Raw genomic sequence first — 23,140 nt, forward strand, 5'->3', positions numbered from 1 at the left:
CGTACGCGCGACAACGGGTACAGTGTACGCATACCGGTGCGGGAAGGAAACAATTCGTCCGATGACCGAGGCCAAGCTCACCCGGGCCGCCATTGTCGACACCGCCATCACCCTGGCCGACGAGTCCGGGCTCGACGCCCTGTCCATGCGACGCATCGCCGAACGCATGAACGCCGGGGCCATGTCGCTCTACCGGCACATCCCCAACAAGGACACCCTGCTCGCGGCCATGACCGATGAGGTCTCGCGACGCAATCCCTACCCCGACGCCACCGGCCAGGACTGGACCTGGCGCGATCGGGTGCGCATTGCCGCCGAGGTGGATTGGCGGCTCTACCAGGAACATCCGTGGGTGCTGTTCACCTTCGCGGTACCGCGCTACAACTTCGGCGAGCACAGCCTCATCGTGCTGAACTGGCTGGTCGAGGGCTTTCTGGAACTGGGGGTCGACGCCCGCGAGGCCACCCGTATGTCGCTGTCGGTGTGGAGTTACATCGCCGGGGTCGCCCTGCAGGAGGTGAGTGTGCGGCTGCTGCAAGGGCGCGACGCCCAGGCCGAGGAGCGCTCGGGTCTGACCGCGCTGCTCGACGGCGACCCACACTGGCCGACCCCGCCCGCGCTGGCCGCGCTCGAGGGCACCGGCGACACCTCGCTGCTGAATCCGGAACACCTGCTCGACACCGGGCTGGCCGCCCTCTGCGACGGCTTCGAGGTCCGCACCCGGCGCTGATCCGGGCGGCGGCCTCCGCCGATCAGATCGATCACTCCCCCGAATCCCGCCCGCGGGCACCGATGAATCCGCCGACGCGGCGTCGTCTGCATCTTTGCAGCGGCTGTAACCCTGCGGCGTCTGCGCACGTGCACCGAGAGTTCTGGACGAGGAGACCGTATGCCCGCCGACCCCATCCCCGGCACGCCCCGCTGGTTCGACGTCAGCGCCCCCGACATCGCCGCCACCGCCGATTTCTACACCGCGCTGTTCGGCTGGACCGCAACCGATCTCGGCCCCGAGGCGGGCCACTACACCGTGCTGTCGCAGGACGACGCGCAGGTGGCGGGCATCGTGTCCGCCGAAAACCCCGACGGCACGGTCAAACCCGCGGTGTGGCTGCCGTACTTCGCTGTCCCCGACACCAAGTCGACGGTGACCGCCGCCGTCGAAGCGGGGGCACAGGTGTTCGTGCCGCCGACGGATGTGTTCGGCCGCTTGGAGTTCGCCATTCTCACCGACCCGGACGGCGCGCCCTACGGCGTCTCACAGCCGTTCACCGATCCCGGCACCGAGCGCTGGGCGCAGGTCAACAACCCGACCTGGGTCCAGTACGCGGCGGTGCGCACTCCCGCAGACGCCATGGCCCACTACGCGGAAGTGCTGGGCCTGACCTACCGCAATGCCGCGTGGGAGACCGCGACCGAGAACGCCTATCAGGCGTTGTCCGCGCCCGGCACCGGCGAATTCGGTGGCGCGCACCGCGCCGCACCGGGCGAACCCGCCCCGTTCTGGTCGCTGGTCATCCGGGTGGCCGACGCGGACGCCATCGCCGAACGCGCGGTCACGTTGGGCGGCAAGATCGTGCAGGAACCGCACGACAATCCCGGACCGTCCCGCCTGGCCGTGCTCGCGGATCCCGCGGGCGCGGTCTTCTCGATCATGTACGTGGGCTGATCAGTCCTCGATATCCCCGTCGAGGTACACCCACGCGCCGTGGTCGCGGCGGAATCGGCTGCGCTCGTGCAGCTCTCCCGCCGCGCCCCCGGCGCGATAATGCGCCCGGAATTCCACCCTGCCCTCGGTATGGAACGGCCCGCCGGTGGCGCTGAGGATCTCGAGCCGGTCCCAGCGCAGGGCCGGATCGAATTCCACGTCGGCGGGCCGGGTTTCGGGGTCCCAGCTGCGCAGCAGGTACGCCTCGTCGTGAACAGCGAAGGCGCTGAACCGCGAGCGCATGAGCTGTTCGGCGGTACTCGCCGCCGCCTCACCCCGGTGCAGCCGCCCGCAGCAGTCCGTGTAGGTCGCGGGCAGCCCACACGGGCAGTCCGCGGGCAGCGGCGGTGGGACGGGGCGGCGGGCGGCGGCATTGCGGCGCTTGGACATGGGCTCAAGCGTAGAAGCTGCGCCCGACGAGCCCGCCGGACACCGACCACACCTCGATGATCTGCCCGTTCTCGAACTTCAGGATGTCGGTGCCGCTGAGGTCGCGCGCCACCGCGCCGTCCGCGCCGACGATCCGGGCCCCGTAGGGCCGGGCGATGAATCCGGTTCGGGCGTCGGTCATCTCGACGACCGGCTCGCCCTGGGAGCGGAACTCCAGGCCGGGCACCTCGCCCCGAAACTTGTCGATCTGAGCCGCGAATGCGGCCGGGGTGTGGATGTCGTCGTAGATTTCCGCGCCCGGCTGGGCGTAGCGCAGGGTGAATTCTCCGGCCATGATCTCGTCAGCCAGGGCGAGGTCGCCGTTCCACAGGGCCGTCCAGCGCTCGAACAGGTCGATGGCGTAGTCGCGCATCCCAACTCCAATAGTCTCATTGATACCGTCTGACGGAGACCAATGTATAGTCTCAGCGATATGGTGTCAACCGGATGTCGATCGAAAGGGGTTGCCGGATGGCCGAACTCGGGCCGCAGGACCACATCGTGCTGGGTCTCATCGCCCGACACGGCCCGCTGACGCCCTACGACCTCAAGGTTCGCCTGGAGGAGAGCGTCGACATGTTCTGGCCGATCCCGCACGCGCAGCTGTATCGCGTGCCGCCGCGGCTGGCCGAGCAAGGACTGCTACGCGAGGAGGCCGAGGAGGGTGGGCGTCGCCGCCGCGTCTTCCACCTCACCGACGCCGGCCGCGCCGAACTCGGCCGCTGGCTGGGCAATCCGGCCGCGCCGCAGCCGGAGACCCGCGATCCCGCACAGTTGAAACTGTTCTTCGCCGACCTGGGCGCACCCGGGGACGTGGCGGCGCTGGCCCGCAATCAGGCTGCCGAGCACCGGCATTGGCTGGAGAAGTATCGCGAGCTGTACGAGGAGATCGATCCGGAGGACCGGGTGCGCGCGGTCTCGCGGGCGCGGTTGCTGCGCCTGGGCATCATGCACGAGCAGGCGTACGTGGACTACTGGGAGGAACTGGCCGCCGACCCCGGGAGGGGACCCGGAACACCGTAGGTCGAGACATTCGCCCGCTGGTCGGAGTCGGAATCGATAGGTCGCGGATGTTCGCCGCGATAGATGACGACCGCGAGCACACCGACCATGACGACCAGTCCGGCGACCGGGGCGACCACGAAGGCACCGCGCCGCAATCGCGTAAGCAAACCCGGGGTCGGGGTCGGCGCGGCTTCCTGCGGGGCCATAAAGGAGGGCGGCGGGAAGGTCGGGCCGTACGGATCGCTCATCTGTACGACCGTATTGTTCGGCCCGACCGATGCCAAGCAACCTTTTGGCAATCAGAGCGGTATCGGGTGAGCCGGGCGGTATCCGCCCAGCTCATCCCCAGTGAGTGAGCTCCGACTCAGTCGTCGTCCCCCAGCACGACCGCGTACGCGAGCCCGTCCCAGCCCTTTCCGCCAACCGTCTGCAACACCGTCCCGTCCAGGCGCGGTTCGGCCCCGATCAATTCGATGACCTCGCGGCTGGCCCGCACCGCCGAATCCGCCGAATCCGCGTTAGCGATGCCGCCGTTGCGGACCACATTGTCGACGATGATCACCGAGCCCGGCCGGGTCAGCCGCAACGCCCAGCGCACGTAATTGGAGTTGTTGACCTTGTCGGCGTCGATGAACACCAGGTCGAACGGCTCGGGCTGCTCGTCGGCCAGCACCGGCAGCGAATCCAGCGCCGCCCCGACCCGGATCTCCACCCGCTCCCCCACACCAGACCGATCCAGATTCCCCCGCGCCACCTGGGCGTGCTTCGGCTCGAATTCGAGCGTCACGACCTGACCGGACTTCCCGACGGCCCGCGCCAGCCACGTGGTGCTGTACCCACCGAGCGTTCCGATCTCCAGCACGCGCCGCGCCCGCACCGACTTCGCGATCAGATACAGGAACTTGCCCTGCGGCGGCGACACATCGATGGCGGGCAGCCCCGCCGCGGCGTTCGCCGCAAAGGTCTCCGAATCCCCGTCCCCCACCAGGGTTTCCACGAGATAGCGGTCAACATCGGCCCACTCGGAACTCGTCATGACCCCACTCTGCCACCGCGCACGACACACTCCCAGCGTTGTACTCGAGCCGAGAGATTTCGCACTCAGGAGTTGACCGCGTCGGCCAGCCGGGGCAGTTGCCGCAGCGGATTGTGGTGTTCGACCTCCATGCGTGCGTCGGCGTCCAAGATGTCGCTGAGCCCGGGGGCCGGATCATGGGAACCGGTCTGCGGCAGGGTGAGCGCGCTGAAGGGCCAGTCCGAGCCGAAGACAATATGGTCGCGTCCGGTCACCTGCAACACGCTCGCCATCGCGGCGGCCGAACCGCTCAGCGCGGTGTCGTAGTAGAAGCGCGAGATCTGATTCTTGGTGTCCAGGACCGACGGTTTGGGCAGATCGTCCGGCCACAGCTGGCCGAGCACCGACTGCGACGCGAGAGAGATCCGGTGCGACAGGAACGGCACGGTGCCGCCCGCGTGTGCGAGCTGGAAGCGAATGTCCGGGTACCGCTGGGTCATTCCGGTCACCATCATCATGGTGGCCGCGCGGGTGGTGTCGAAGGTGAACTCCTCCAGGAAGTCTGGCAGCGGGAGTCCGGGTTTGGCGTTGTCGGGGATGGCGGCCGGGTGCACGAACACGTAGGCGCGACGTTGGTTCAGGGCGATCATCAGCGGTTCGAAGCGCGGGTCGCCGAGGTAGACGCCGTTGTATGCCGACAACAGGATGACGCCGTCCAGGTGCAGTTCGTCGAGGGCGTAGAGCGCCTCGGTGATCGAGGCCGCGATATCGGGCATGGGCAGCACCGCGAAGGCGCCGAAGCGCTTCGGGTTCGAGGTGAACAGTCCGGCGGCGTAGGTGTTGCAGTAGCGGGCCATGTCGGTGGCGTCCTTGCCTCCGAGGAACGACACACCCGGGTCCGACACCGAAAGCGCCTGTGCCTGAATGCCGTAGTAGTCCATGAACGCCAGCGCCTGCTCCGGCGACCAGTCCGGGGTGGGATAGCCGCCGATGGTGAGGTGGCCGTGTTCGAGCAGGGCGGCCCGGTAGTCCGGCGGCAGGAAGTGCGCGTGCAGGTCGATGCGGTAGGTGCCGGTCGGCGCGGGCTGCTGGGCTCGGGCGGGCGCGGTGGGGCCGACCGGCAACGCGGACGCGGCCAGGCCGAGCGCCCCGGCCAGGCCGCCGCCCAGGGCACTGCGGCGGTTGACGACGGTGCGGGAACCGGGGCGGAAGTGGGTCACGGCGTTCGCCTTTCGATCATGATCGAAATCGCTTCTGATACTTTCGTCAGAGACGATTTCGGTGACGGTTTCGAGGGAGTGAGGAGCCGATGGCGGCAGAGGTGGGAGCGGCTGGATCCGGGACCCGGACCGACCGCCGACGCGAACGCACCCGCAACGCACTGCTCGGCGCAGCGCGGAAGTTCCTGTCGGAAGGGCGTTCCGCGGTGAGCATCCAGGAGATCACCGACGCCGCCGATGTCGGATTCGGGTCGTTCTACAACCACTTCAAGTCCAAGGACGAGCTGTTCGACGAGGTCGTGCGCTCGACGCTGGGCATCTACAGCGAGCTGCGCGACGGCATCGTGGCCCGCTACAGCGATCCGGCCGAGGTGTTCGCGGTCAGCTTCCGGATGACCGGGCGGCTGCAACGGCAACTGCCCGAAGCGGTCCGGGTGATCCTGAACTCGGGCACCTCCATCCTGCTGCGGGACGAGGGCCTGGCCCCGCGCGCCCGCCACGACATCGTGGCCGCGCAGGAATCCGGTCGCTTCGAACCGATGGACCCGGACATGGCGGTGATGGCGGCCGGCGGTGCGCTGCTCGGGCTGCTCCAATTGCTCGACGCGCGACCGGAAGCGGACGCGGATGCGCTCACCGACGAGATGACCTTCCACGTGCTGCGCATGTTCGGCATGAGCAAAGCGGCCGCCGAGAAGCTCACCAGCGGCGAGTTGCCGCCGCAGCCGCAGCTGTGAGGCGCTCATCGACCCGCGGCCACGAGGTCGAGGGCGATATCGGTGAGCAGGTCCTCCTGGCCGCCGACCAGTCGGCGGCGTCCGGCCTCGACCAGTAGCGTGCGCACGTCGACTCCGTAGGTGGCGGAAGCCTTTTCGGCGTGGCGCAGGAAGCTCGAGTACACGCCCGCGTAGCCGAGGGTGAGGGTCTCGCGGTCCACTTGGACCGGGCGTTCGAGCAGCGGCCGGATCAGGTCGTCGGCGGCGTCGGTGAGGGCGTCGAGATCCGCGGTGTGCTGCCAGCCGGTCAGATTCGCGACTGCCACGAAGGCTTCGAGGGGTGTATTGCCGGCTCCCGCACCGAGCCCCGCCAGCGAGGCGTCCACGCGGGTCACGCCTTCCTCGACCGCGACCACGCTGTTGGCCACCGCGAGGGAGAGATTCTGGTGGGCGTGGATGCCGATCTCGGTGTCGTCGCCGAGCACCGAACGGTAGGCGCGCACCCGGTCGCGAACACCGGCCATGGTGAGACGTCCGCCGGAGTCGGTGACGTAGACGCAGTGCGCGCCATACGATTCCATGCGCCGTGCCTGCTCGGCGAGCCCGTCGGGGCTGTTGCGGTGGCTCATCATGAGAAACCCGGAGACATCCATCCCCAGCTCACGGGCGCACGCGATGTGCTGGGCGGCGATATCGGCCTCGGTGCAATGGGTGGCGATCCGCACCGAACGCACGCCCAGGTCGTGGGCGCGGCGCAGATCGGCGATCGTGCCGATGCCGGGGAGCACCAGCGTGGTCAGGCGGGCATCGGTGAGCGCGCCCGCGGCGGCTTCGAGCCATTCCCAATCGGTATGGCTGCCAGGGCCGTAGGTGAGACTGCCGCCGTGCAGGCCGTCGCCGTGGGCGACCTCGATCGCGTCCACCCCGGCCGTGTCCAAGGCTCTCGTGATGGTGGCGACCATGTCCGGGGTGATGCGGTGCCGGAGTGCGTGCATGCCGTCGCGCAGGGTCACGTCCTGGAGGAATACGCGGGTCATCGGGCGGGCTCCGGGGTCGGGGCGGGCGGGATCACGGTTGGGATCGCTGCCGCGGCAAGGCATTCGGCCACTCGCAGCGCGGCCGAGGTCATGATGTCGAGGTTTCCGGCATAGGCCGGGAGGTAGTGGGCCGCGCCCTCCACCTCCAGGAACACCGACACCTGATGAGTGACCGGCGCATCCCCGGTCAGAGTGTGCAGGGCCGCGTCCGGGGCGAGCGGAGTGATCTGCACGTCCTGTTTGAGCCGGTACCCGGGCACGTACGCGGCCACCTCGGCGACCATGACGTGGATAGATTCCCGAACGGCCGCTTCATGTTCGGAGTCCGGGTCGTTGATCAGCACCAGCACGGTGTCGCGCATGACGAGCGGTGGTTCAGCGGGATTGAGCACGATGATCGCCCGTCCCCGCGCCGCCCCGCCGACGACTTCGAGGGCACGCGAGGTGGTTTCGGTGAACTCGTCGATATTCGCGCGAGTGCCCGGACCGGCGGACTTCGACGCGATCGAGGCCACGATCTCGGCGTAGCGCACCGCGGTGACCCGGGTAATGGCGGCGACGATCGGGATCGTGGCCTGCCCGCCACACGTCACCATATTCACGTCGACGGCATCGAGGTGAGCGTCCAGGTTCACTGCCGGGACCACGAACGGTCCGACAGCGGCAGGCGTCAGATCGATCAGCCGCTTGCCGTAGGCCGCCAGCGCGGCCGAATTGGCGTGGTGTGCACCGGCGGAGGTCGCGTCGAACACGATGTCGATCTCGCCGAAATGCGGCATGGCGATCAAGCCGTCCACCCCGTCGGCCGTGATCGGCACCCCCAGCCGGGCTGCCCGCGCCAGCCCGTCGGAGCCCGCATCGATGCCCACCATGGCGGCCATCTCCAGCGTCTCCGACAGCCGCAACACCTTGATCATCAGATCGGTGCCGATATTGCCCGACCCGATCACCGCCACCTTCGTGCGGCTCATTGTTCCTCCAGCATGAATTCGACGGCTCCGAGAAGCCCGGCACCATAGGACAATTCGGATCGCACCCGGCAGCCCGGACGCAACGCCACCATCGGCCCGAGCGCGCCGGACAGCACGATCTCCCCCGCCCGCAGCGGCTCCCCCAGCTCCCGCACGGTCCGTGCCAGCCAGGCCAGCGCCTCGAGCGGATCTCCCAGACAGTCGGCCCCCGTTCCGGCGGAAACGATCTCCCCGTCCACCGTCATCACCATCGCGATTTCCCGCGGCTCGAACTCCCCGAGCGAAAGCCGCTCGTCCCCCAGCACGAACCACCCGCTCGACGCGTTGTCGGCGACAGTGTCCGCAAAGCTGATGTCCCAGTCCACGATCCGGCTGTCCACGATCTCCAGCGCGGCCACCGCGTAGTCGACGGCCCCGCGCACGCTGATCGCGTCCAGCCGCTCACCATCGAGATCGGCCCCCAGCACGAGGGCCAGCTCGGCTTCGATCTTCGGCTGCAACAACCGGGGCCGCCGCTGTGCCGGTGTCGACGTGACATTCATATCGTCGAACAACACCCCGAAGTCCGGCCGGTCGACGCGGAGCTGGCGCTGCACAGCCGGGGATGTCAACCCGATCTTGCGACCCACCAGGCAGGCTCCGGCCGCCAGCCGCGCCTGAACTCCGATGCGCTGCACCGCATAAGCCACCGCCGCATCGCCTGCTCCGATCAGATCCCGCACCGGTGCCACCGGCTCACCCCGCCCCACCGCCCCGGCCAACCGCTCCGCCGCCACCCGCACCACCGGTGAATCAACCGCGTTCGACGTCATCACGCCTCCTCACCATCTCGATACCCATCCCTCGAGCCGTCCGCCCCAACAAGCGACCCCGACTCCACGCCCCGCCCCACGTCGGATTCTTTCGACGGCCCGACATCTGCGACGGCCGATGGAGCTCGGAGCAGCCCGCGCGATGCCGCCGGTCCGTGGAGTTGGGTGCGGAGCGCATTGATCAGGTGTGCGGTGTGTTCCGGTGTGCTGCTGCCGAATACGAACCGGTCGGGGCGGAGCAGGGTCAGGCTGCCGGCACGTACGCCGCCCTTGGCCAGCCACTTGGTCAGGACACCCGTGTGGTCCTCGACGTCGAAGACTTCGTCATCGTTGCCGGCTTCGTGCGAGCGGCGCTGTGGTCGCCCGCCGAGCGGGAAGACCGTGACGAAGCGGGCGTTCAGGGCGCGCAGGGTTGCCAGGTCTTCGGCGGAGAGTCCGGCGCGGGGGTCGACCGTGTGGCCGAGCAGTGTGAAGTTCAGGCCGAGGGCATCATCCAGGCGGAGGGTGCGGCCGTCGTGGGTGCGGACTTCCGGTTGCGGCGCAAGTGTTCCTTCGAGGCCGCGCCAGCCGTGACGCGGGAGGCCCAGGTAGGCACCGCGGCGGAAGCGTGGGGACGGTTTCATTTTCGCGGCGCGGATCCAGGCGCCCAGGCCGGGGAGGCGCACGGCGGCGGCGAGGCCGAGGTCGCGGGCGGTGGCCAAGAGTGGGTTGGCGAGGGAGACCAGGTGTTTGTTGAACACCGAGAGGTCGATCATGGCCTTGGTGTGGGGGCGGCGTTCGGACTCGTAGGTGTCCAGGATGGTCTGGGCGGCAGCGTATTTCAGGATGGCGGTGAGTTTCCAGGAGAGGTTGTCGGCGTCGCGGACGCCGGAGTTCATGCCCTGGCCGATGAATTGGGGGGTCATGTGGGCGGCGTCGCCCGCGAGCAGGACGCGGCCGTCACGCCAGCGGTCGGCGATGACGGCGTTGAAGGTGTACACGAGTTTGCGTAATACCTCGACTTGGTCGGGGTCGACGAAGCGGGAGATGTGGCGGCGCACGGTGTCCGGGTCCTCCATCTCGGCCTTGGTCTGGGTGTCGGTCAGCATGAATTCGAAGCGGTGGTGTCCGCCGGGCTGCGGGCAGGACACGATGGGCAGGTCCGGGTCGCAGACGAAGTCGAAGTAGGGCAGGTGCCGGAAGGCGTCCGCATCGGGGCGGGATTTCAGGTCCACCACCAGCCAGCGTTCGGGGAAGCTGGTGCCGCTCATGCCGATTCCGAGTTTGGTGCGCACCATGCTGCGGCCGCCGTCGCAGCCGACCAGGAATCGTGCCCGCACCCGTTCGGTACCGGCGGGATCGGTGTCCGTGTCGCCGCTGCCGTAGCCGGTGCCGAGGCACCGTGCGTGCTCGACGGTGACGCCGTCGGCGTCCTGGGTGAAATCCAGGACCTCGCGACCGCGTCGCACGGTGACATGCGGATACCGTTCGAGCGCGCGCTCGAGACCCGTTTCCAGGTACGGCTGGTACAGGAAGTTCACGACCGGCCAGCCGAACGGCCGTGCGGTGCTGTGGAACTGGACCAGCACCCGCCCGTCTCCGCGCACCCATTGCACGGTCGAGTCGACGTTCATGTCGGCGGCGAGTTCGTCGGCGGCACCGGCGGTTTGGAAGATCCGCATGCCTTCGTCGTCGGTGTAGACGGCGCGGGCCAGGCCGTAGAACTCGGGTTCGCGTTCGAGCACGAGCACCCGGACGCCACGACGCCCGAGCAGGTTGGCCAGGGTGAGGCCGGTGGGGCCGAGGCCGACGATCACGACCTCGTAGTCGGTGGTCACGATGGTCCTCCGGTGAGCTGTGGAACGGTGATTTCCGGGGTGCCCGCGCTGCGCAGGGCTTGACGGAACTGCCCGAACTTGGTCAGCACCGACTCCCCCACCGCGCTGTGCCCCCACACGCTGATCCCCCGATACGTCGATGGCTCCCAGGTGGATTCGAGTTCCGGGCCGATCACCACGGGGTTCCAGCCGACCTCGAGTTCGAAGCCGGACGGGGTGACGCAGTAGAACGACAGTTCCCGGTCATTGGTGTGCTGCCCGACCGACCACTGCATGCGGAACCCCTGCTCGGTGACCCGTCCGAATGCCGCGAGCATGTCGTCGAGGGTCGCGGACTGGATATTGATGTGCTGTACCCGGGTGCGCAGCGGATCGATCGGGATGCCGCGAATATTGGCGATGGCGATCGAGTGGTGCCGCTCGTTGACCCGCAGGAACCGGATCTTCATCCGCAGCCCGGAGATGTTCTCGTCGATGTAGTCGGTGAGGCGGGAGTCGAAGACGGTCCGGTAGTAGTCACGCATCGCCTCCGGTGCGCGCGACACGATCGCCACGTGCCCCAGCCCGGCCTCGCCGGTGACCCAGCCGGTACTGAGCATGCGCAGCGGCTGCGCAGTGGTGACAGGCCTGGTGAAGATCTCCTGCGCAATGCCTTTCGGCCCGGCGAACCGCCACAGCCGCTCCACCCCGCGCAGCGCGGCGTCCTCGGCACTGCCCTCGGCGACCGGGACTCGGCGCGAGGTGACCCGGGCCAGGATGCGGTCGAAGGTCTCGTGATCGTCGACCTGCCAGCCCAGCGCGGTCACGTCCTCGGCGGATCCGCGCTGGATGAGGAATCGGCAGGCGTGGTCGTCGAGCCGGAAACGCAGTGCACCGCCGTCGATCTCGTCGACATGCAGGCCGACGGCGTCCGCGCCGAAGCGCCGCCACTCGGCCCGGCGATTCGACTGCACCACCACGTATCCCAGATGCACCGCACCGAAAACCGATGTGGCCCCTGGTCGAAGGGACTCGGTCACGTCTCAGCCCTCGAGGAAGGCGGTGGCCAGGGCGTTGAACAGCTCGGCGCGTTCCCACTGCACCCAGTGCCCGGTATTGGCGGCCACATACAGATCGCAGTCGGGCATGACGCGGGTCAGCATCGGCCCGCCGTCGGGCCGGTTGACCTTGTCGTCGGCACCCCAGATCACCAGGGTGGGGTGGGAAACCTTGCGCAGCTGCGGATCCCGGGTGAAGTCCGTCCGCCACAGGGTGCGCAGCGCCAGCGGCCCGGAGGGTCGACGCAGCGGCGGATTCGCGATCACCGCCGGGTCGATGCTGGCTTGAAACCGCTGCTCGACAAGTTCCTCGGGCACACTCGCACCGTCGAAAACCAGGTAGTCCCGGATGAACCGGCGGATCTTCTCCCGGCTCGGCCCCTCACCCCGGTAGTAGTCCAGCAGCCCATTGAGCCCGGCCGTCGGCAGCGCCCGCGTGGTCCCGATCCCGCCCGGACCCATCAGCACCATCCGCCCGACCCGCGCGGGCTGCTCGATGGCCAGCCGCAGCGCGGCCGCGCCACCCAACGAATTGCCGACCAGATGCGCGGACTCGACTCCGAGTTCGTCCAGCATTCCGGCCATCGATCGCGCGAGATACCCGAACGGATCGGACTGATCGATCCACTTCTCCGACCGCCCGTACCCCGGCATGTCCGGCACGATCACGCGGAATCGCCGCGCGAGCGGACCGACATTGCGCGTGTAGTTCGACATCCCGCTCGCGCCCGGCCCACCGCCGTGCAACAGCACGACCGCCGGACCCGATCCGGTTTCGCTGACGTGGATCTCGCGCCCGCCGACTCGAACCGTCCGCGCGGTCACGCTCTCCTCGATGCTCGTCACAGCCACCTCCATGCCCGTTATTGATGAAATCATCAATTACGATCACTTCCCTTGTCAAGGCGTAAATGATGAAACCATCAGAAATGGGGTCGGCTTGCGGGCACACGAAAAACGCCGATGCCCTGCTGGGGCACCGGCGTTATCGGGACTGGGTCAGGTCAGAACAGGAAGTAGCGCTGCGCCATCGGCAGTTCGGTGGCGGGCTGTTCGGCCCAGACCTCGCCGTCGATGCGGACGGTGAAGGTGTCGGGGTCGACCTCGATGCGGGGCATGGCGTCGTTGTTGGGCATATCGGCCTTGGTACGACGGCGAACATTGGCCACCGGCACCAGTTTCCGGTTCACGCGCAGCCGGTTGGCCAGGCCGTCCTCGATGGCCTGCTCGGACACGAAGTGCAGCGAGGTGCCCGCCGCGACGGTCGGGGCGGCCCCGAACATGGGTCGCGGCAGCACCGGCTGCGGGGTCGGGATGGAGGCGTTGGCATCGCCCATCGCGGCCCAGGCGATGGCACCACCCTTGAGGACCGCGTGCGGGCGGACCCCGAAGAAGGCGGGCTCCCACAGCACCAGGTCGGCCAGCTTGCCGACCTCGATCGAGCCGATCTCGTGGTCGATGCCGTTGGCGACCGCCGGGCAGATGGTGTATTTCGCGACGTAGCGCTGTACGCGGTTGTTGTCGGCGGCCCCGTCGCCGGGCAGGGCGCCGCGGCGCCGCTTCATGACGTGCGCGGTCTGCCAGGTGCGCATCACCACTTCACCGATGCGGCCCATGGCCTGGGCGTCGGAGCCGATCATGGAGATCGCACCCAGATCGTGCAACAGGTCCTCCGCCGCGATGGTGGAGGGGCGAATCCGGCTCTCCGCGAAGGCCAGATCCTCCGGGATGGACGGGCTCAGGTGGTGGCACACCATGAGCATGTCCAGGTGCTCGTCGAGGGTGTTGACGGTGTGCGGGCGGGTCGGATTGGTGGAGCTGGGCAGCACATTGAGATACGAAGCGACGGTGATGATGTCGGGTGCGTGGCCGCCGCCCGCACCCTCGGTGTGATACGAGTGGATGGCCCGGCCGCGAATCGCGGCCAGGGTGTCCTCCACGAATCCGGCCTCGTTCAACGTGTCCGAGTGCAACGCCACCTGCACGCCCGAGGCGTCGGCGACATTGAGGCAGTGATCGATCGCGGCCGGGGTTGTCCCCCAGTCCTCGTGCAGCTTGAAACCGCCCGCGCCGCCGCGCAACTGCTCCCACAGCGCATCCTCGCGCACGGTATTGCCCTTGCCCAGCAAGAGAATATTGACCGGCCACCCGTCGGTGGCTTCCAGCATGCGGGCTAGATGCCAGGAACCGGGCGTGACGGTGGTGGCCTTGGAGCCTTCCGCCGGACCGGTGCCACCGCCGACGAGCGTGGTGATGCCACCCGCCATGGCCTCGTCGAGGATCTGCGGGCAGATGAAGTGCACGTGGCAGTCGATCGCGCCCGCGGTGACGATGCGGCCGTTGCCCGCGATGATCTCCGTCGAGGGCCCGACCACCAGGTCCGGGTGCACCCCGCTCATGGTGTCCGGGTTACCGGCCTTGCCGATGGCGGTGATGCGGCCGTCGCGAATACCGATGTCGGCCTTGATGATTCCCCAGTAGTCGACGATCACCACACCGGTGATGACGGTGTCCGGGGTGCCCTCGGCGCGGGTGGCACGGGCCTGACCCATGGATTCACGCAGCACCTTGCCGCCACCGAAGACGGCCTCGTCACCGGCGAGACCCGGTCCGCCACTGCGGTCCTCGGTGATCTCGATGAGTAGATCGGTGTCCGCCAGCCGGATTCGGTCGCCGACGGTGGGCCCGAACAGTTCGGCGTAGCGGGCGCGGGATAGTTCGGCCATCAGGCATCCAGCTTTCCGGGTGGGGTGAGGCTGATTCCGTGCACTTCGCGGTCGCCGCCGATCGGGACCAGCGAAATCCGCTGTCCCAGGCCCGGTTCGAAGCGGACGGCGGTACCGGCGGGGATATCGAGGCGGCGGCCGTGGGCGGCCTTGCGATCGAAGTCCAGGGCGGAGTTGGCCTGCGGGAAGTGGACATGCGAGCCGACCTGCACGGGACGGTCGCCGGTGTTCACCACATCCAGTTCGATGCGGTCGGCACCGGCGTTGAGCTCGATAGTGCCCTCGGCACAGAGGTATTCACCAGGAATCACGTCGTCATCCGATCGGGTGGTGGACGGTGACGAGCTTGGTGCCGTCCGGGAACGTGGCCTCGATCTGGACGTCGTGGATCATCTCCGGGATGCCGTCCATGACGTCGGCACGGGTGAGCACGGTGCGGCCGGAAGCCATCAACTCCGCGACGGTCCGCCCGTCGCGCGCCCCCTCGAGCACGTGATCGGTGATGATCGCGATGGCTTCGGGGTGATTGAGTTTGAGTCCACGGGCCTGTCGCCGCCGGGCCAACTCGGCCGCGTAACTCAGCAGCAGGCGCTCCTGCTCGTGCGGCGACAGTCGCATTCGGACTCCTCGTCGAATCGCGGGGACGGATCGTCGGTCATTTTGGCACGACCCGCGTTACCAGCATGTTTCGGCGACATCGGGCCTGCGCGCCCGCGCGGGTTCAGTTCTGCGCGTACAGGTTCTGCAACCGCACCTGGCCGCGCGCCACCGTGCGCCCCTGCTCGTCGGTGATCACCACGACCCACAGCTGCTGCGAGCGCCCCCGGTGGATCGGGGTCGAAACGCCCGTCAGCTTGCCCTCACGCACCGCGCGCAGGAAGTCGGTGTTGTTGTTGACCCCGACCACCGACCCCCGATCCCCCAGCCAGGCCCCGGCCGCCACACTGGCGAGAGTCTCGATGACCGTGCAGTACACACCACCGTTGACGATCCCGGCCGGCTGGAACTGCTGCGGGGTGACCACCCATTCGGCCGTCACGCCCTCACCACTGAGCTCGGTGAACTTCAGCCCGAGCAGATCGGTGAAGGTGCCCTCGCTGAGCTTGTTCATCAGGTCCGGGGTGATATCGGCCATGGACTTGACCGAGGAGAAGGCATCACTCATGCCTCCACGTTCGCACGTGTGATCACGATACGAAGCGGCGGGCTCCCCCAAACTCGGGGAAGCCCGCCGCGGCAGTGGACCGGGGATCACGGCAGCCCTCCGGATCATCGCTCGGCCCTGACGCCGATCACGAGTGTAGGTCAGGCTTACCTAACAAAGCAAGTCCTTCCCTCGACTCCGCGAGTGGATGAGCCTAAGCCGAATCGGCGACCCAGTCGATCACCGTCTGCGCGTAGAGCTTCGGGTCGGTGGAGTGCATGGCGTGGGAGGCTTCGGGGAAGGAGCGGTAGGTGATCGGTTGGCCTGCGGCGGTGACGAGGTCGCGGACGCGGGCGGCTTGGAGGTCGGACATCGCACCCAGGAGGCGGCCGGTGGATTCGTCGATATGGCGGACGTGGTGGGTCAGGAGGACCGGGACCTTGACGTGGGCGAGCATGTTGGCGTGGTCGCAGGCTGCGGTGGCGGTGCCGGTGGCGAAGGCGCGGCCCCATTCGGGGTCGTATTCGCGCAGGGATTGGAAGGCTTCGGGTGGGGGTGCGCCCTCGGTGTCGCGGGGCATCATGCGGGCCAGGCCGGCGAGCAGTTCCGGGGGCAGGTCGCGGGGCATGGCCTGCATCAGGCCCTCGACATTGCCGATGGACCATTGGTCGCCGAGCCATTTGTTCCAGAGCAGGAACATCGGGGCCAGGCCCTGGCGGATCGATTGGCCGACGGCCGGATTCGCCTCGGAGGCGAACAGGGGCGGGTCCTCGTAGATCGCGGCGCGGATCTGGCCGGGTTCGGCGAAGGCCGAGAGCCAGGCGGCGATGGTGCCGCCGGAGGAGAGGCCGCTCACGATCGTGGGCCGTGCGATGACCGTGCGGATGAAACGGACCAGGTCATTGCCGAAGTTGTCGAGGGTGTAGCGGCCCGGGGTCCAGGTGGAGCGGCCCTGGCCACGCAGGTCGACGGCGAAGACCTGGAAGTGCTCGGCCAGCAGGGGCATTGCCTGTTCGTAGCCCCACCAGGATTCGGACTGCGCCGGAATCAGCAGCAGGGCAGGGAGATTCGGGTCGCCGGTGACGGCGTAGTTCATGCGGATCTCGCCGAGGTCGACGGTCCGTTCCGGAAAGGCATGCGGCACAAAGATGTCCGCGCGATCTTCGGCTTCGAAGTATTTCATGATGCCACCCAATTCGATGGGACTTGGTCCCATCACTGTAGCAGCGTGATGGGACCAAGTCCCGTGACTTATCCTTCTCTCTATGGGTCGATGGGAGCCGGACGGGCGGCAGCGATTGGTGCGGGCGGCACTGGACCTGTTCGGCGAGCAGGGCTACGACAACACCACGGTGATCGAGATCGCCGAACGCGCCGGACTCACCAAGAGCACCTTCTTTCGCCACTTCCCCGACAAACGGGAAGTGCTGTTCGTCGGCCAGAACACCCTGTGCGAGCTGCTCACGGTGGGAATCGCCGAAGCACCCGAGACCGCGACACCGCTCGAGGCGATCGCCTTCGGCTTCGACTCCGCCGCATCCGCTTTCACCCCCGAACGACGCGGCTTCGGCCCCCGGATGGTCGCGATCATCGCCGACCACCCCGAGCTCCAAGAACGCGACGCCCTCAAGCGCCGCGCGTTCGCCGTGGCCATGACGCAGGCCCTGCACGCCCGCGGCGTGCCGGATCCATCCGCCCGCCTCGCCGCAGAACTCGGCGTTCTCGCCTTCGGCGACGCTCACACCCGCTGGCTGGAACCGGCCAATCGGCGCGAGTTCAACGAACTCGCCCGTACGGCACTGCACGAATTGCGAGAGGCGACAGCGGAACTGCGCTGATCCCGCGCTACCGCTACCGGGGCAGCGGCCCGGAGGTGCGTGCGCCCGTGGCGGGTTCGAGGGCGGTGAGCGCCTGCGCGTAGAGGTCCGCGATGTCGGCGCGGCCGTCGGAGGCGACCCAGGCGTGGGTGGCGGCGTCGACGGTGGCGAAAACGGTGGCGACCAGCGCGCGAGGCCGGGGATCGACCGGGTCGGAGACGGCCATCCGGCGAGCGATCAGCGGGACCAGATCCTCTTGCCAGCGCAGCCTTTTGGTCACGTAGGCCGCATACAGCGAAGGTGTGCCGACGATCAATCGGGTCAGCCGCAGGGCCTCCGCCGCCGAATGGTTCGCGGTCAGGATCGCGGTGAATCCGGCTTCCAGCGCACCCCGGGGCGAGACGTCGTCCGGCTGGGATTCGACGGTTTCGCGCAGCAAGCGGCCGAGCGCCTCCTGATCACCGCAGACCAGGTCCTCCTTGGTGCCGAAGTACCGGAACAGCGAGCGCTCGGAAACGCCTGCCTCCCTGGCGATCTGAGCGATCGTGGTGACCTCGTAGCCCTGTTCCTCGAACAATCGGACCGCGGTGTCGAGGATCTCCCGCACGGCCAGTTGCCGCGAACGCTCCCACAGGGTCGGTTCCTTGATCCGCTTGCTCACCCCCTCAGGATAGTCGGAAGCTGCCCACTTGGCAGAGATAACATATCTGGCAGTCACTGACAGATTGACGTAGCCTGACGGGAGACATTCCGGCACAGGAGGATTCGATGACCGCACTCGACTACCACGGACGCACCACCCTGATCACCGGCGCGAGCGCCGGCATCGGCGCGGAGTTCGCACGTCAACTCGCCGCGCGCGGCTCGGACCTGGTCCTGGTGGCACGCCGCGGCGAACGCCTGGCAGCCCTGGCGGCGGAACTCGCGGCCGCACACGGCATCGCCGCGCACGCACTGCCTTTCGATCTGGCCCGGCCCGGTGTCGGTCCCGAGTTGGCCGAGGCGATCGAGCACCTCGGACTGCCGGTCGACGGGGTGATCAACAATGCCGGATTCGGCACCTTCGGTCCATTCCACACCGAGGACCTGGACCGGGTCCGCGCGGAGATCGCGCTCGATATCACCGCCGTCGTCGAAATCAGCCACGCATTCCTGCCGCGCTTGCGTGCGGCCGGCGGCGTGCTGGTCAATGTCGCCAGCATGGCCGCCTATCAGCCCACCCCCCGCATGGCGGTCTACGGCGCGGCGAAGGCGTTCGTGCTCAACTTCACCGAGGCGCTGTGGGCCGAGTCGCGCGGCACTGACCTCCGCGTACTGGCCGTCTCCCCCGGCGCGACCGAGACCGAGTTCTTCGACGTCGCGGGCACCCGGGCGGCCGCGGGCGGCACCCGACCCGAGTCTGCCGAGAGCGTGGTCGCGACCGCCCTCGCCGCCCTCGACCGCCGGAATCCGCCGCCGAGCGTGGTGTCGGGCCGCCGCAATCGAATCGCCGTCGCCATCTCGCGACGCCTCGCCACCCGCCGCCAGCTCGTCACGGTGATGGACCGCATGACCGCGAATTCCGCTGCGGCCGAGACGGAAACCGTCACCGCATAGCCACGGTGCCCGCGTCGAGAGGCCGCACCGCCAGATCGATATTGTCCTCGACCCAGTTGCGCAGGTGGTTGAGCGGCACCGCGGCGCTGTGGCCGAGCGGCGTGAGCGCGTATTCGACATGCAGGGGTACCGCCGGGTAGACCGTCCGATCGACCAGTCCGAAATCCTCCAGGCGGCGCAGGGTTTGGGTCAGCACCTTCGGGCTGACGCCCTGCAGCAGGCGTTGCAGTTCGCCGAATCGTTGCGGACCGTCCTCCAACACCCCGATGGCGAGGGCCGACCATTTGTTGGCCAGCAGATCCAGCATCGCCCGGCACGGGCACTGCGCGGCGTACACGTCATGGTGGGCGTGCTGGCCGGTCGGACAGCTGGTCGTCATTCGCGATCTCCTGACCAGCGCACTTTCCCCGAGGAAAGTTGGCGCTCTTGATGGTAACCACCCCTGCGGGGCTAGCTTCCTCTCCGTCAACAGGGAGACCGGTCCCGGTCTTCCGGATACGGAGAGGTGGAAAACATGTCCACGGTCACGATGCGCGCTGTGACGCAGGAAGTTTTCGGCGGTCCCGACGTGCTGCGGGTCCGCGAGGTGGCCCGGCCGGAGCCGTTGCCGACCGAGGTGCTGGTGCGAGTCCACGCGGCCGGGGTCAATCCGGTGGATTGGAAGACCCGGGCCGAGGCCGGCATGGCGGGCGTTCTGGGGAAGCCACCGTTCATCCTGGGCTGGGATGTCTCCGGCGTGATCGAGGCGGTCGGATTCGGCGTCACCACACTGCAACCCGGCGATGAGGTGTACGGGATGCCGTGGTTCCCGCGCGCGGCAGGCGGTTACGGCGAGTACGTGACCGCTCCGGCACGTCAGTTCGCGCACAAGCCGCGCAGTCTCGACCACGTGCACGCGGCGGCGGTGCCGCTGGCCGCGCTCACCGCCTGGCAGGCCCTCGTCGACACCGCCCGGGTCGAGGCCGGGCAGCGGGTGCTTGTGCATGCCGCCGCCGGTGGGGTCGGGCATTTCGCGGTGCAGATCGCGAAACACCTGGGCGCGCAGGTGATCGCGACAGCGAGCGGGCGAAATCACGAGTGGCTCACCGAGATCGGCGCCGATCAGGTCATCGACTACACCGCCGGCCCGTTCGAGCAACAGGTCACCGATGTGGACGTGGTGATCGACCTGGTCGGCGACGGCCACCGGCAGACCTCGACCCGCTCGTTGGAGGCGTTGCGCCCGGGTGGGCTGCTGGTGGCGATCCCGGCCGGGGTCTCCCCCGAGCTGGCGGCCGCCGCCGAGCGGCACGGGGTGCGGGTCAGTCCGTTCCTCGTCGAACCCGACGGCCCGGCGTTGACCCGCATCGCCGAGCTCATCGACGACGGCCACATCGAGGTAACTGTGGCCGAGGTCTTCCCGCTGGAGCAGGCCGCCGAGGCCCACGCGCAGGGCGAAAAGGGCCGTACGCGCGGCAAACTCGTGCTCCGCGTGGCCTGACCTCCACCTATTCACCAGCCAGAGAACGGACTACCCGTGTTCTACGAGATCCGCCGCTACCAGACCAGGCCCGAGCGCCGCGCCGACTGGGTCCGCTACATGGAGGAGGTGGTCGTGCCCTTCCAGTCCGGACTCGGCATGCACGTCATCGCCTCCTTCGTCGACGAGGACGACGCCGACGGCTACGTCTGGATCCGCCGCTTCGAAAACGAAGACGAACGCGCCGAGCTATACCGCGCCGTCTACGAAAACGACCGCTGGACCGGCGAAATCGGCCCGGTCGTGCGCACGCTGCTGCTCACCGAGCAGTCCGTCGTCACCCGGGTCGTCCCGACCCCGGCTTCCCCGCTGCAGTAACTCACTCCAGGAGACCGTTCCCATGACCACTCGCACCCAGCTGTCGGCCCCCGCCCCGTCCATCACCCGCACCGCGGCCGCGACGCTCATCGCCGCCGTGCACACCGCCGCCGCGGAGCTCGGCTTCGACGCCGCGGTCGCCGTCACCGACACCGGCGGGCATCTCAAGGCGTTCGAGCGTCCCGACGACACCCCGTTCCTGGCCGCCGAGGTGGCCGTCGACAAGGCATGGACCGCAGCGTCTTTCCGGCTGCCCACGCATGTCTGGAACGATTACGTCACGGGTCCGCAGGTCGCGCCGCTGGCGCACCATCCGCGGCTGATGGCCGTGGGCGGCGGCTTCCCGATCGTGGAGAACGGCCGCTGTATCGGCGGTCTGGGCATCTCGGGCGGCACCGCCGAGCAGGATCGGCGCGCCGCCGAGATCGCCCTGACCGTAGTGGGTTTCGACGGCCCGGCATGATCCGGGCCGTCGCTCGACCACGTCCCCGGTTCAGGCGGCCGTCAGCGCCGGGGACGTGGTCAGGTGCAGGCTCGGCAGCCCGCGCCGCCGGATCATGAACTCCGCGACCACCAGATTCGGCAGCCAGCACAGGAACGGCAGTGGCGCATAGGCAGTGGCGGTGATGGCGGACATATCGGCGGAGCCGTGCACGAAGGGCAGTTGCACCAGGATCAGCGCCCCGAACTCCAGGCGCAAGGTGACGGCGGCGTAGGTGAGCGCGAAACAGCGGATCATCCAGGCCTGATGCGAGGCGATATCGCGCTCACGGATGGCGCGGTAGGCGCGCCACCCGGTCCACATCCAGCAGGCCGCGAGGGCGCTGAATCCGAAGAAGCCGATCATGGCGACGGAACTGAACGGCGCCATGATCAGCGCGGCGATCCCGCCGATCAGCACGGCGAGCAGGTAGGCCCGCCCCACCGTGCGGTGTATGCCGAGGTGCCGCAGGCGAATCCGCCGGGAGAACTGCCACGGACCGAGCGCCAGTGCGAGTCCGGCGAAGACGATGTGGAAGTAGAAGGCGACCTGGATCGGCCAGGGTCGCGCGGCATAGGTCGGCGCGAGGCCGGTATGCGAGTGCGCGAGCGATTCCAGGGAGCCCTGCGCGTACTGGCCCACGAAATACGCGGCGATCGCCACGGCGGAGAAGGTCATCCAGGCCCAGCTCCAGCGGGATCGGGCGGCGCGGGTGCGCGGTGGACGGGGCGCGGCAGTTGTCATGGCAGCCATCGGATTTCCTCGACTCAAAGGATGTAAGTAGTTCTAACATAGCAGGATGTTAGAGTCACTTACATGCCGAAGGCGACATATCACCACGGAGCGCTCCGTCAGGCGCTCATCGACGGGGCCCGAGAGATCCTCGCCGAACGCGGCCATGACCGGTTCAGCCTCAACGAGGTTGCCCGCCGGGTCGGAGTCAGCACCGCCGCGCCCTACCGGCATTTCGCCACGCGGGAGGAGCTACTCGGCGCGGTCGCCGTCGAAGGCTATGGCCTGCTGTACGACACGCTGCGCGCCGCCGCGGCGGAAACCGACGAACCCCGCGCGCGACTGCTCCGCATGAGCGGCGCGTATGTCCGCTTCGCCCATGACCATCCGGACCTGTTCCTGACGATGTTCCACGACCAGCGCGGCGACGAACCGATCGGCATGGAATCGTTCGATCTGCTGACCAGCGCGGTGGCGGCCGCGCAGCAGGCGGAAGTGCTGTCCCCCAAGGCTTCCGAGACGATCATGGCCCGCTCCATCTGGGCGGCCCTGCACGGCATCACCGAACTCATGCTGCGCCGGCCGCACCCGAGCTTCGGCCTGGACGCGCCACCGGAGGAACTGGCCGTCACCACGGTGTCCACCCTGCTCGGACTCGAATGACACTGGGTGCATTGAAGATTCGCCCCAGAAAATTTCGGGCATAGAGACCGAACCGGGTGAGTCGGGTTGACCGCCGAGGCACCGGCGAGCAACCATGGTTCATGCCATCAACCGATGAGGTCAGACAGCTCGAGGAACTGACCGACCGGCTCGCAACCCGGTTCCCGGCAATCACCACTTGGACCATCACCACGATCGTGCGCGAGATCCACCGCGGCTTCGATGGCCGCCCGGTCCGCGAATTCGTCCCGCTACTGGTCGAGCGGGGTGCCGCGCGAAAGCTGGTGTCGGCCATTCGCTGATCGGAGTGTCCCGCGGGGCACACCGGGCGTCCCGCGGGCACACCGCCGCTTTCAGCGATCTCTCAGCGACCGGATGCC

30 protein-coding genes are annotated in these 23,140 nt (G+C 68.3%); 11 read left to right on the forward strand and 19 right to left on the reverse strand.

Annotation, left to right across the window (positions count from 1 at the left end):
* The first annotated feature begins 61 nt into the window (after window positions 1-61).
* Complete coding sequence (locus tag ACYVN4_RS18990) at window positions 62-730, forward strand: TetR/AcrR family transcriptional regulator (RefSeq protein WP_460722917.1); 669 nt, start codon at window positions 62-64, stop codon at window positions 728-730.
* Window positions 731-889: 159 nt separating this feature from the next.
* Window positions 890-1,666 (forward strand): VOC family protein, encoded by a 777-nt coding sequence (locus ACYVN4_RS18995; protein WP_460722919.1) that lies wholly within the window; start codon window positions 890-892, stop codon window positions 1,664-1,666.
* Here ACYVN4_RS18995 and ACYVN4_RS19000 read toward each other — a convergent pair whose 3' ends face one another.
* Complete coding sequence (locus ACYVN4_RS19000; RefSeq protein WP_460722921.1) at window positions 1,667-2,095, reverse strand: YchJ family protein; 429 nt, start codon at window positions 2,093-2,095, stop codon at window positions 1,667-1,669.
* Between the two features lie 4 nt (window positions 2,096-2,099).
* On the reverse strand, window positions 2,100-2,507 hold the full coding sequence (locus ACYVN4_RS19005) for a nuclear transport factor 2 family protein (RefSeq protein ID WP_460722923.1): 408 nt from the start codon (window positions 2,505-2,507) through the stop codon (window positions 2,100-2,102).
* Window positions 2,508-2,605: 98 nt separating this feature from the next.
* On the opposite strand from ACYVN4_RS19005, the gene ACYVN4_RS19010 reads away from it, so the two are divergent.
* The gene (locus ACYVN4_RS19010) at window positions 2,606-3,157 is read left to right on the forward strand and encodes a PadR family transcriptional regulator (protein WP_460722925.1); all 552 of its coding nucleotides are present in this window, start codon (window positions 2,606-2,608) and stop codon (window positions 3,155-3,157) included.
* Here the strand turns inward: ACYVN4_RS19010 and ACYVN4_RS19015 are convergent.
* From ACYVN4_RS19015 to ACYVN4_RS19025, 3 genes are all read right to left on the reverse strand, one after another.
* Entirely contained in the window at window positions 3,106-3,387 is a 282-nt protein-coding gene (locus ACYVN4_RS19015) for a hypothetical protein (protein ID WP_460722927.1), read from the reverse strand. The genes ACYVN4_RS19010 and ACYVN4_RS19015 overlap by 52 nt on opposite strands.
* A 116-nt stretch (window positions 3,388-3,503) precedes the next feature.
* The gene (locus tag ACYVN4_RS19020; RefSeq protein WP_460722929.1) at window positions 3,504-4,175 is read right to left on the reverse strand and encodes an O-methyltransferase; all 672 of its coding nucleotides are present in this window, start codon (window positions 4,173-4,175) and stop codon (window positions 3,504-3,506) included.
* Window positions 4,176-4,240: 65 nt separating this feature from the next.
* Complete coding sequence (locus tag ACYVN4_RS19025) at window positions 4,241-5,374, reverse strand: amidohydrolase family protein (protein WP_460722931.1); 1,134 nt, start codon at window positions 5,372-5,374, stop codon at window positions 4,241-4,243.
* Between the two features lie 89 nt (window positions 5,375-5,463).
* On the opposite strand from ACYVN4_RS19025, the gene ACYVN4_RS19030 reads away from it, so the two are divergent.
* On the forward strand, window positions 5,464-6,111 hold the full coding sequence (locus tag ACYVN4_RS19030; RefSeq protein WP_460722933.1) for a TetR/AcrR family transcriptional regulator: 648 nt from the start codon (window positions 5,464-5,466) through the stop codon (window positions 6,109-6,111).
* Between the two features lie 5 nt (window positions 6,112-6,116).
* Here ACYVN4_RS19030 and dmpG read toward each other — a convergent pair whose 3' ends face one another.
* The 11 genes from dmpG to ACYVN4_RS19085 all read right to left on the reverse strand — a co-directional run bounded on the left by dmpG (window position 6,117) and on the right by ACYVN4_RS19085 (window position 16,817).
* Window positions 6,117-7,127 (reverse strand): 4-hydroxy-2-oxovalerate aldolase, encoded by a 1,011-nt coding sequence (dmpG, locus tag ACYVN4_RS19035; RefSeq protein ID WP_460722935.1) that lies wholly within the window; start codon window positions 7,125-7,127, stop codon window positions 6,117-6,119.
* Entirely contained in the window at window positions 7,124-8,098 is a 975-nt protein-coding gene (locus tag ACYVN4_RS19040; RefSeq protein WP_460722937.1) for an acetaldehyde dehydrogenase (acetylating), read from the reverse strand. Before ACYVN4_RS19040 ends, dmpG begins: the two co-directional genes overlap by 4 nt.
* Complete coding sequence (locus tag ACYVN4_RS19045) at window positions 8,095-8,910, reverse strand: 2-keto-4-pentenoate hydratase (RefSeq protein WP_460722939.1); 816 nt, start codon at window positions 8,908-8,910, stop codon at window positions 8,095-8,097. The genes ACYVN4_RS19040 and ACYVN4_RS19045 overlap by 4 nt, the downstream gene beginning before the upstream one ends.
* Window positions 8,910-10,727 carry a bifunctional 3-(3-hydroxy-phenyl)propionate/3-hydroxycinnamic acid hydroxylase MhpA gene (mhpA, locus tag ACYVN4_RS19050; RefSeq protein ID WP_460722941.1) on the reverse strand — a complete coding sequence of 606 codons (1,818 nt, stop codon included), beginning with the start codon at window positions 10,725-10,727 and terminating at the stop codon, window positions 8,910-8,912. The genes ACYVN4_RS19045 and mhpA overlap by 1 nt, the downstream gene beginning before the upstream one ends.
* Window positions 10,724-11,746, reverse strand: a complete 1,023-nt coding sequence (locus ACYVN4_RS19055) for a VOC family protein (RefSeq protein ID WP_460722943.1) — start codon at window positions 11,744-11,746, stop codon at window positions 10,724-10,726. The genes mhpA and ACYVN4_RS19055 overlap by 4 nt, the downstream gene beginning before the upstream one ends.
* A gap of 3 nt (window positions 11,747-11,749) precedes the next feature.
* Window positions 11,750-12,601 carry an alpha/beta fold hydrolase gene (locus tag ACYVN4_RS19060; protein WP_460724038.1) on the reverse strand — a complete coding sequence of 284 codons (852 nt, stop codon included), beginning with the start codon at window positions 12,599-12,601 and terminating at the stop codon, window positions 11,750-11,752.
* Between the two features lie 167 nt (window positions 12,602-12,768).
* Window positions 12,769-14,490 carry an urease subunit alpha gene (locus ACYVN4_RS19065; RefSeq protein ID WP_460722945.1) on the reverse strand — a complete coding sequence of 574 codons (1,722 nt, stop codon included), beginning with the start codon at window positions 14,488-14,490 and terminating at the stop codon, window positions 12,769-12,771.
* Entirely contained in the window at window positions 14,490-14,801 is a 312-nt protein-coding gene (locus ACYVN4_RS19070) for an urease subunit beta (protein ID WP_460722947.1), read from the reverse strand. The genes ACYVN4_RS19065 and ACYVN4_RS19070 overlap by 1 nt, the downstream gene beginning before the upstream one ends.
* Before the next feature lie 4 nt (window positions 14,802-14,805).
* The gene (locus ACYVN4_RS19075; protein ID WP_460722949.1) at window positions 14,806-15,108 is read right to left on the reverse strand and encodes an urease subunit gamma; all 303 of its coding nucleotides are present in this window, start codon (window positions 15,106-15,108) and stop codon (window positions 14,806-14,808) included.
* Window positions 15,109-15,211: 103 nt separating this feature from the next.
* Complete coding sequence (locus tag ACYVN4_RS19080; protein WP_460722951.1) at window positions 15,212-15,655, reverse strand: PaaI family thioesterase; 444 nt, start codon at window positions 15,653-15,655, stop codon at window positions 15,212-15,214.
* Window positions 15,656-15,848: 193 nt separating this feature from the next.
* Window positions 15,849-16,817, reverse strand: a complete 969-nt coding sequence (locus ACYVN4_RS19085; RefSeq protein ID WP_460722953.1) for an alpha/beta fold hydrolase — start codon at window positions 16,815-16,817, stop codon at window positions 15,849-15,851.
* An 82-nt stretch (window positions 16,818-16,899) separates the two neighbouring features.
* Between ACYVN4_RS19085 and ACYVN4_RS19090 the strand changes: the two genes are divergently transcribed.
* Window positions 16,900-17,472, forward strand: coding sequence for a TetR/AcrR family transcriptional regulator (locus tag ACYVN4_RS19090; RefSeq protein ID WP_460722955.1), 573 nt, complete (start codon window positions 16,900-16,902; stop codon window positions 17,470-17,472).
* Window positions 17,473-17,485: 13 nt separating this feature from the next.
* Here ACYVN4_RS19090 and ACYVN4_RS19095 read toward each other — a convergent pair whose 3' ends face one another.
* Window positions 17,486-18,112, reverse strand: a complete 627-nt coding sequence (locus ACYVN4_RS19095; RefSeq protein WP_460722957.1) for a TetR/AcrR family transcriptional regulator — start codon at window positions 18,110-18,112, stop codon at window positions 17,486-17,488.
* A gap of 107 nt (window positions 18,113-18,219) precedes the next feature.
* Here ACYVN4_RS19095 and ACYVN4_RS19100 point away from each other — a divergent pair, with 107 nt between their 5' ends.
* On the forward strand, window positions 18,220-19,047 hold the full coding sequence (locus ACYVN4_RS19100; RefSeq protein ID WP_460722959.1) for an SDR family NAD(P)-dependent oxidoreductase: 828 nt from the start codon (window positions 18,220-18,222) through the stop codon (window positions 19,045-19,047).
* On the opposite strand, the gene ACYVN4_RS19105 is transcribed toward ACYVN4_RS19100, so the two are convergent.
* A complete protein-coding gene (locus ACYVN4_RS19105) occupies window positions 19,037-19,426 on the reverse strand; it encodes a winged helix-turn-helix transcriptional regulator (protein WP_460722961.1) in 390 nt (129 codons plus the stop codon). The two genes, ACYVN4_RS19100 and ACYVN4_RS19105, sit on opposite strands and share 11 nt — an antisense overlap.
* A 135-nt stretch (window positions 19,427-19,561) precedes the next feature.
* Here ACYVN4_RS19105 and ACYVN4_RS19110 point away from each other — a divergent pair, with 135 nt between their 5' ends.
* Genes ACYVN4_RS19110 through ACYVN4_RS19120 form a run of 3 tightly spaced genes read left to right on the forward strand, consistent with a single transcriptional unit; the run spans window position 19,562 to window position 21,347 of the window.
* Window positions 19,562-20,527: an NADP-dependent oxidoreductase gene (locus tag ACYVN4_RS19110; protein WP_460722963.1), complete on the forward strand. Its 966-nt coding sequence runs from the start codon at window positions 19,562-19,564 to the stop codon at window positions 20,525-20,527.
* Between the two features lie 36 nt (window positions 20,528-20,563).
* Entirely contained in the window at window positions 20,564-20,884 is a 321-nt protein-coding gene (locus ACYVN4_RS19115) for an NIPSNAP family protein (protein WP_460722965.1), read from the forward strand.
* A gap of 22 nt (window positions 20,885-20,906) precedes the next feature.
* Window positions 20,907-21,347 carry a GlcG/HbpS family heme-binding protein gene (locus tag ACYVN4_RS19120; protein ID WP_460722967.1) on the forward strand — a complete coding sequence of 147 codons (441 nt, stop codon included), beginning with the start codon at window positions 20,907-20,909 and terminating at the stop codon, window positions 21,345-21,347.
* Between the two features lie 30 nt (window positions 21,348-21,377).
* Here ACYVN4_RS19120 and ACYVN4_RS19125 read toward each other — a convergent pair whose 3' ends face one another.
* On the reverse strand, window positions 21,378-22,118 hold the full coding sequence (locus ACYVN4_RS19125; protein WP_460722969.1) for a DUF2306 domain-containing protein: 741 nt from the start codon (window positions 22,116-22,118) through the stop codon (window positions 21,378-21,380).
* A gap of 63 nt (window positions 22,119-22,181) precedes the next feature.
* On the opposite strand from ACYVN4_RS19125, the gene ACYVN4_RS19130 reads away from it, so the two are divergent.
* Window positions 22,182-22,760: a TetR/AcrR family transcriptional regulator gene (locus ACYVN4_RS19130; RefSeq protein WP_460722971.1), complete on the forward strand. Its 579-nt coding sequence runs from the start codon at window positions 22,182-22,184 to the stop codon at window positions 22,758-22,760.
* A 101-nt stretch (window positions 22,761-22,861) separates the two neighbouring features.
* A complete protein-coding gene (locus tag ACYVN4_RS19135) occupies window positions 22,862-23,062 on the forward strand; it encodes a three-helix bundle dimerization domain-containing protein (RefSeq protein WP_460722973.1) in 201 nt (66 codons plus the stop codon).
* The last annotated feature ends 78 nt before the right edge of the window (window positions 23,063-23,140 follow it).

It is taken from the genome of Nocardia heshunensis (assembly GCF_054782115.1).

What these genes read in the sequence shown, in the direction of transcription:
- ACYVN4_RS18990 (WP_460722917.1), top strand. Translation starts at nt 62, where the DNA reads ATGACCGAGGCCAAGCTCACCCGGGCCGCCATTGTCGACACCGCCATC.
- ACYVN4_RS18995 (WP_460722919.1), top strand. Translation starts at nt 890, where the DNA reads ATGCCCGCCGACCCCATCCCCGGCACGCCCCGCTGGTTCGACGTCAGC.
- ACYVN4_RS19000 (WP_460722921.1), bottom strand. Translation starts at nt 2,095, where the DNA reads ATGTCCAAGCGCCGCAATGCCGCCGCCCGCCGCCCCGTCCCACCGCCG.
- ACYVN4_RS19005 (WP_460722923.1), bottom strand. Translation starts at nt 2,507, where the DNA reads ATGCGCGACTACGCCATCGACCTGTTCGAGCGCTGGACGGCCCTGTGG.
- ACYVN4_RS19010 (WP_460722925.1), top strand. Translation starts at nt 2,606, where the DNA reads ATGGCCGAACTCGGGCCGCAGGACCACATCGTGCTGGGTCTCATCGCC.
- ACYVN4_RS19015 (WP_460722927.1), bottom strand. Translation starts at nt 3,387, where the DNA reads ATGAGCGATCCGTACGGCCCGACCTTCCCGCCGCCCTCCTTTATGGCC.
- ACYVN4_RS19020 (WP_460722929.1), bottom strand. Translation starts at nt 4,175, where the DNA reads ATGACGAGTTCCGAGTGGGCCGATGTTGACCGCTATCTCGTGGAAACC.
- ACYVN4_RS19030 (WP_460722933.1), top strand. Translation starts at nt 5,464, where the DNA reads ATGGCGGCAGAGGTGGGAGCGGCTGGATCCGGGACCCGGACCGACCGC.
- dmpG (WP_460722935.1), bottom strand. Translation starts at nt 7,127, where the DNA reads ATGACCCGCGTATTCCTCCAGGACGTGACCCTGCGCGACGGCATGCAC.
- ACYVN4_RS19040 (WP_460722937.1), bottom strand. Translation starts at nt 8,098, where the DNA reads ATGAGCCGCACGAAGGTGGCGGTGATCGGGTCGGGCAATATCGGCACC.
- ACYVN4_RS19045 (WP_460722939.1), bottom strand. Translation starts at nt 8,910, where the DNA reads ATGACGTCGAACGCGGTTGATTCACCGGTGGTGCGGGTGGCGGCGGAG.
- ACYVN4_RS19065 (WP_460722945.1), bottom strand. Translation starts at nt 14,490, where the DNA reads ATGGCCGAACTATCCCGCGCCCGCTACGCCGAACTGTTCGGGCCCACC.
- ACYVN4_RS19075 (WP_460722949.1), bottom strand. Translation starts at nt 15,108, where the DNA reads ATGCGACTGTCGCCGCACGAGCAGGAGCGCCTGCTGCTGAGTTACGCG.
- ACYVN4_RS19080 (WP_460722951.1), bottom strand. Translation starts at nt 15,655, where the DNA reads ATGAGTGATGCCTTCTCCTCGGTCAAGTCCATGGCCGATATCACCCCG.
- ACYVN4_RS19085 (WP_460722953.1), bottom strand. Translation starts at nt 16,817, where the DNA reads ATGAAATACTTCGAAGCCGAAGATCGCGCGGACATCTTTGTGCCGCAT.
- ACYVN4_RS19090 (WP_460722955.1), top strand. Translation starts at nt 16,900, where the DNA reads ATGGGTCGATGGGAGCCGGACGGGCGGCAGCGATTGGTGCGGGCGGCA.
- ACYVN4_RS19100 (WP_460722959.1), top strand. Translation starts at nt 18,220, where the DNA reads ATGACCGCACTCGACTACCACGGACGCACCACCCTGATCACCGGCGCG.
- ACYVN4_RS19105 (WP_460722961.1), bottom strand. Translation starts at nt 19,426, where the DNA reads ATGACGACCAGCTGTCCGACCGGCCAGCACGCCCACCATGACGTGTAC.
- ACYVN4_RS19110 (WP_460722963.1), top strand. Translation starts at nt 19,562, where the DNA reads ATGTCCACGGTCACGATGCGCGCTGTGACGCAGGAAGTTTTCGGCGGT.
- ACYVN4_RS19120 (WP_460722967.1), top strand. Translation starts at nt 20,907, where the DNA reads ATGACCACTCGCACCCAGCTGTCGGCCCCCGCCCCGTCCATCACCCGC.
- ACYVN4_RS19125 (WP_460722969.1), bottom strand. Translation starts at nt 22,118, where the DNA reads ATGGCTGCCATGACAACTGCCGCGCCCCGTCCACCGCGCACCCGCGCC.
- ACYVN4_RS19130 (WP_460722971.1), top strand. Translation starts at nt 22,182, where the DNA reads ATGCCGAAGGCGACATATCACCACGGAGCGCTCCGTCAGGCGCTCATC.
- ACYVN4_RS19135 (WP_460722973.1), top strand. Translation starts at nt 22,862, where the DNA reads ATGCCATCAACCGATGAGGTCAGACAGCTCGAGGAACTGACCGACCGG.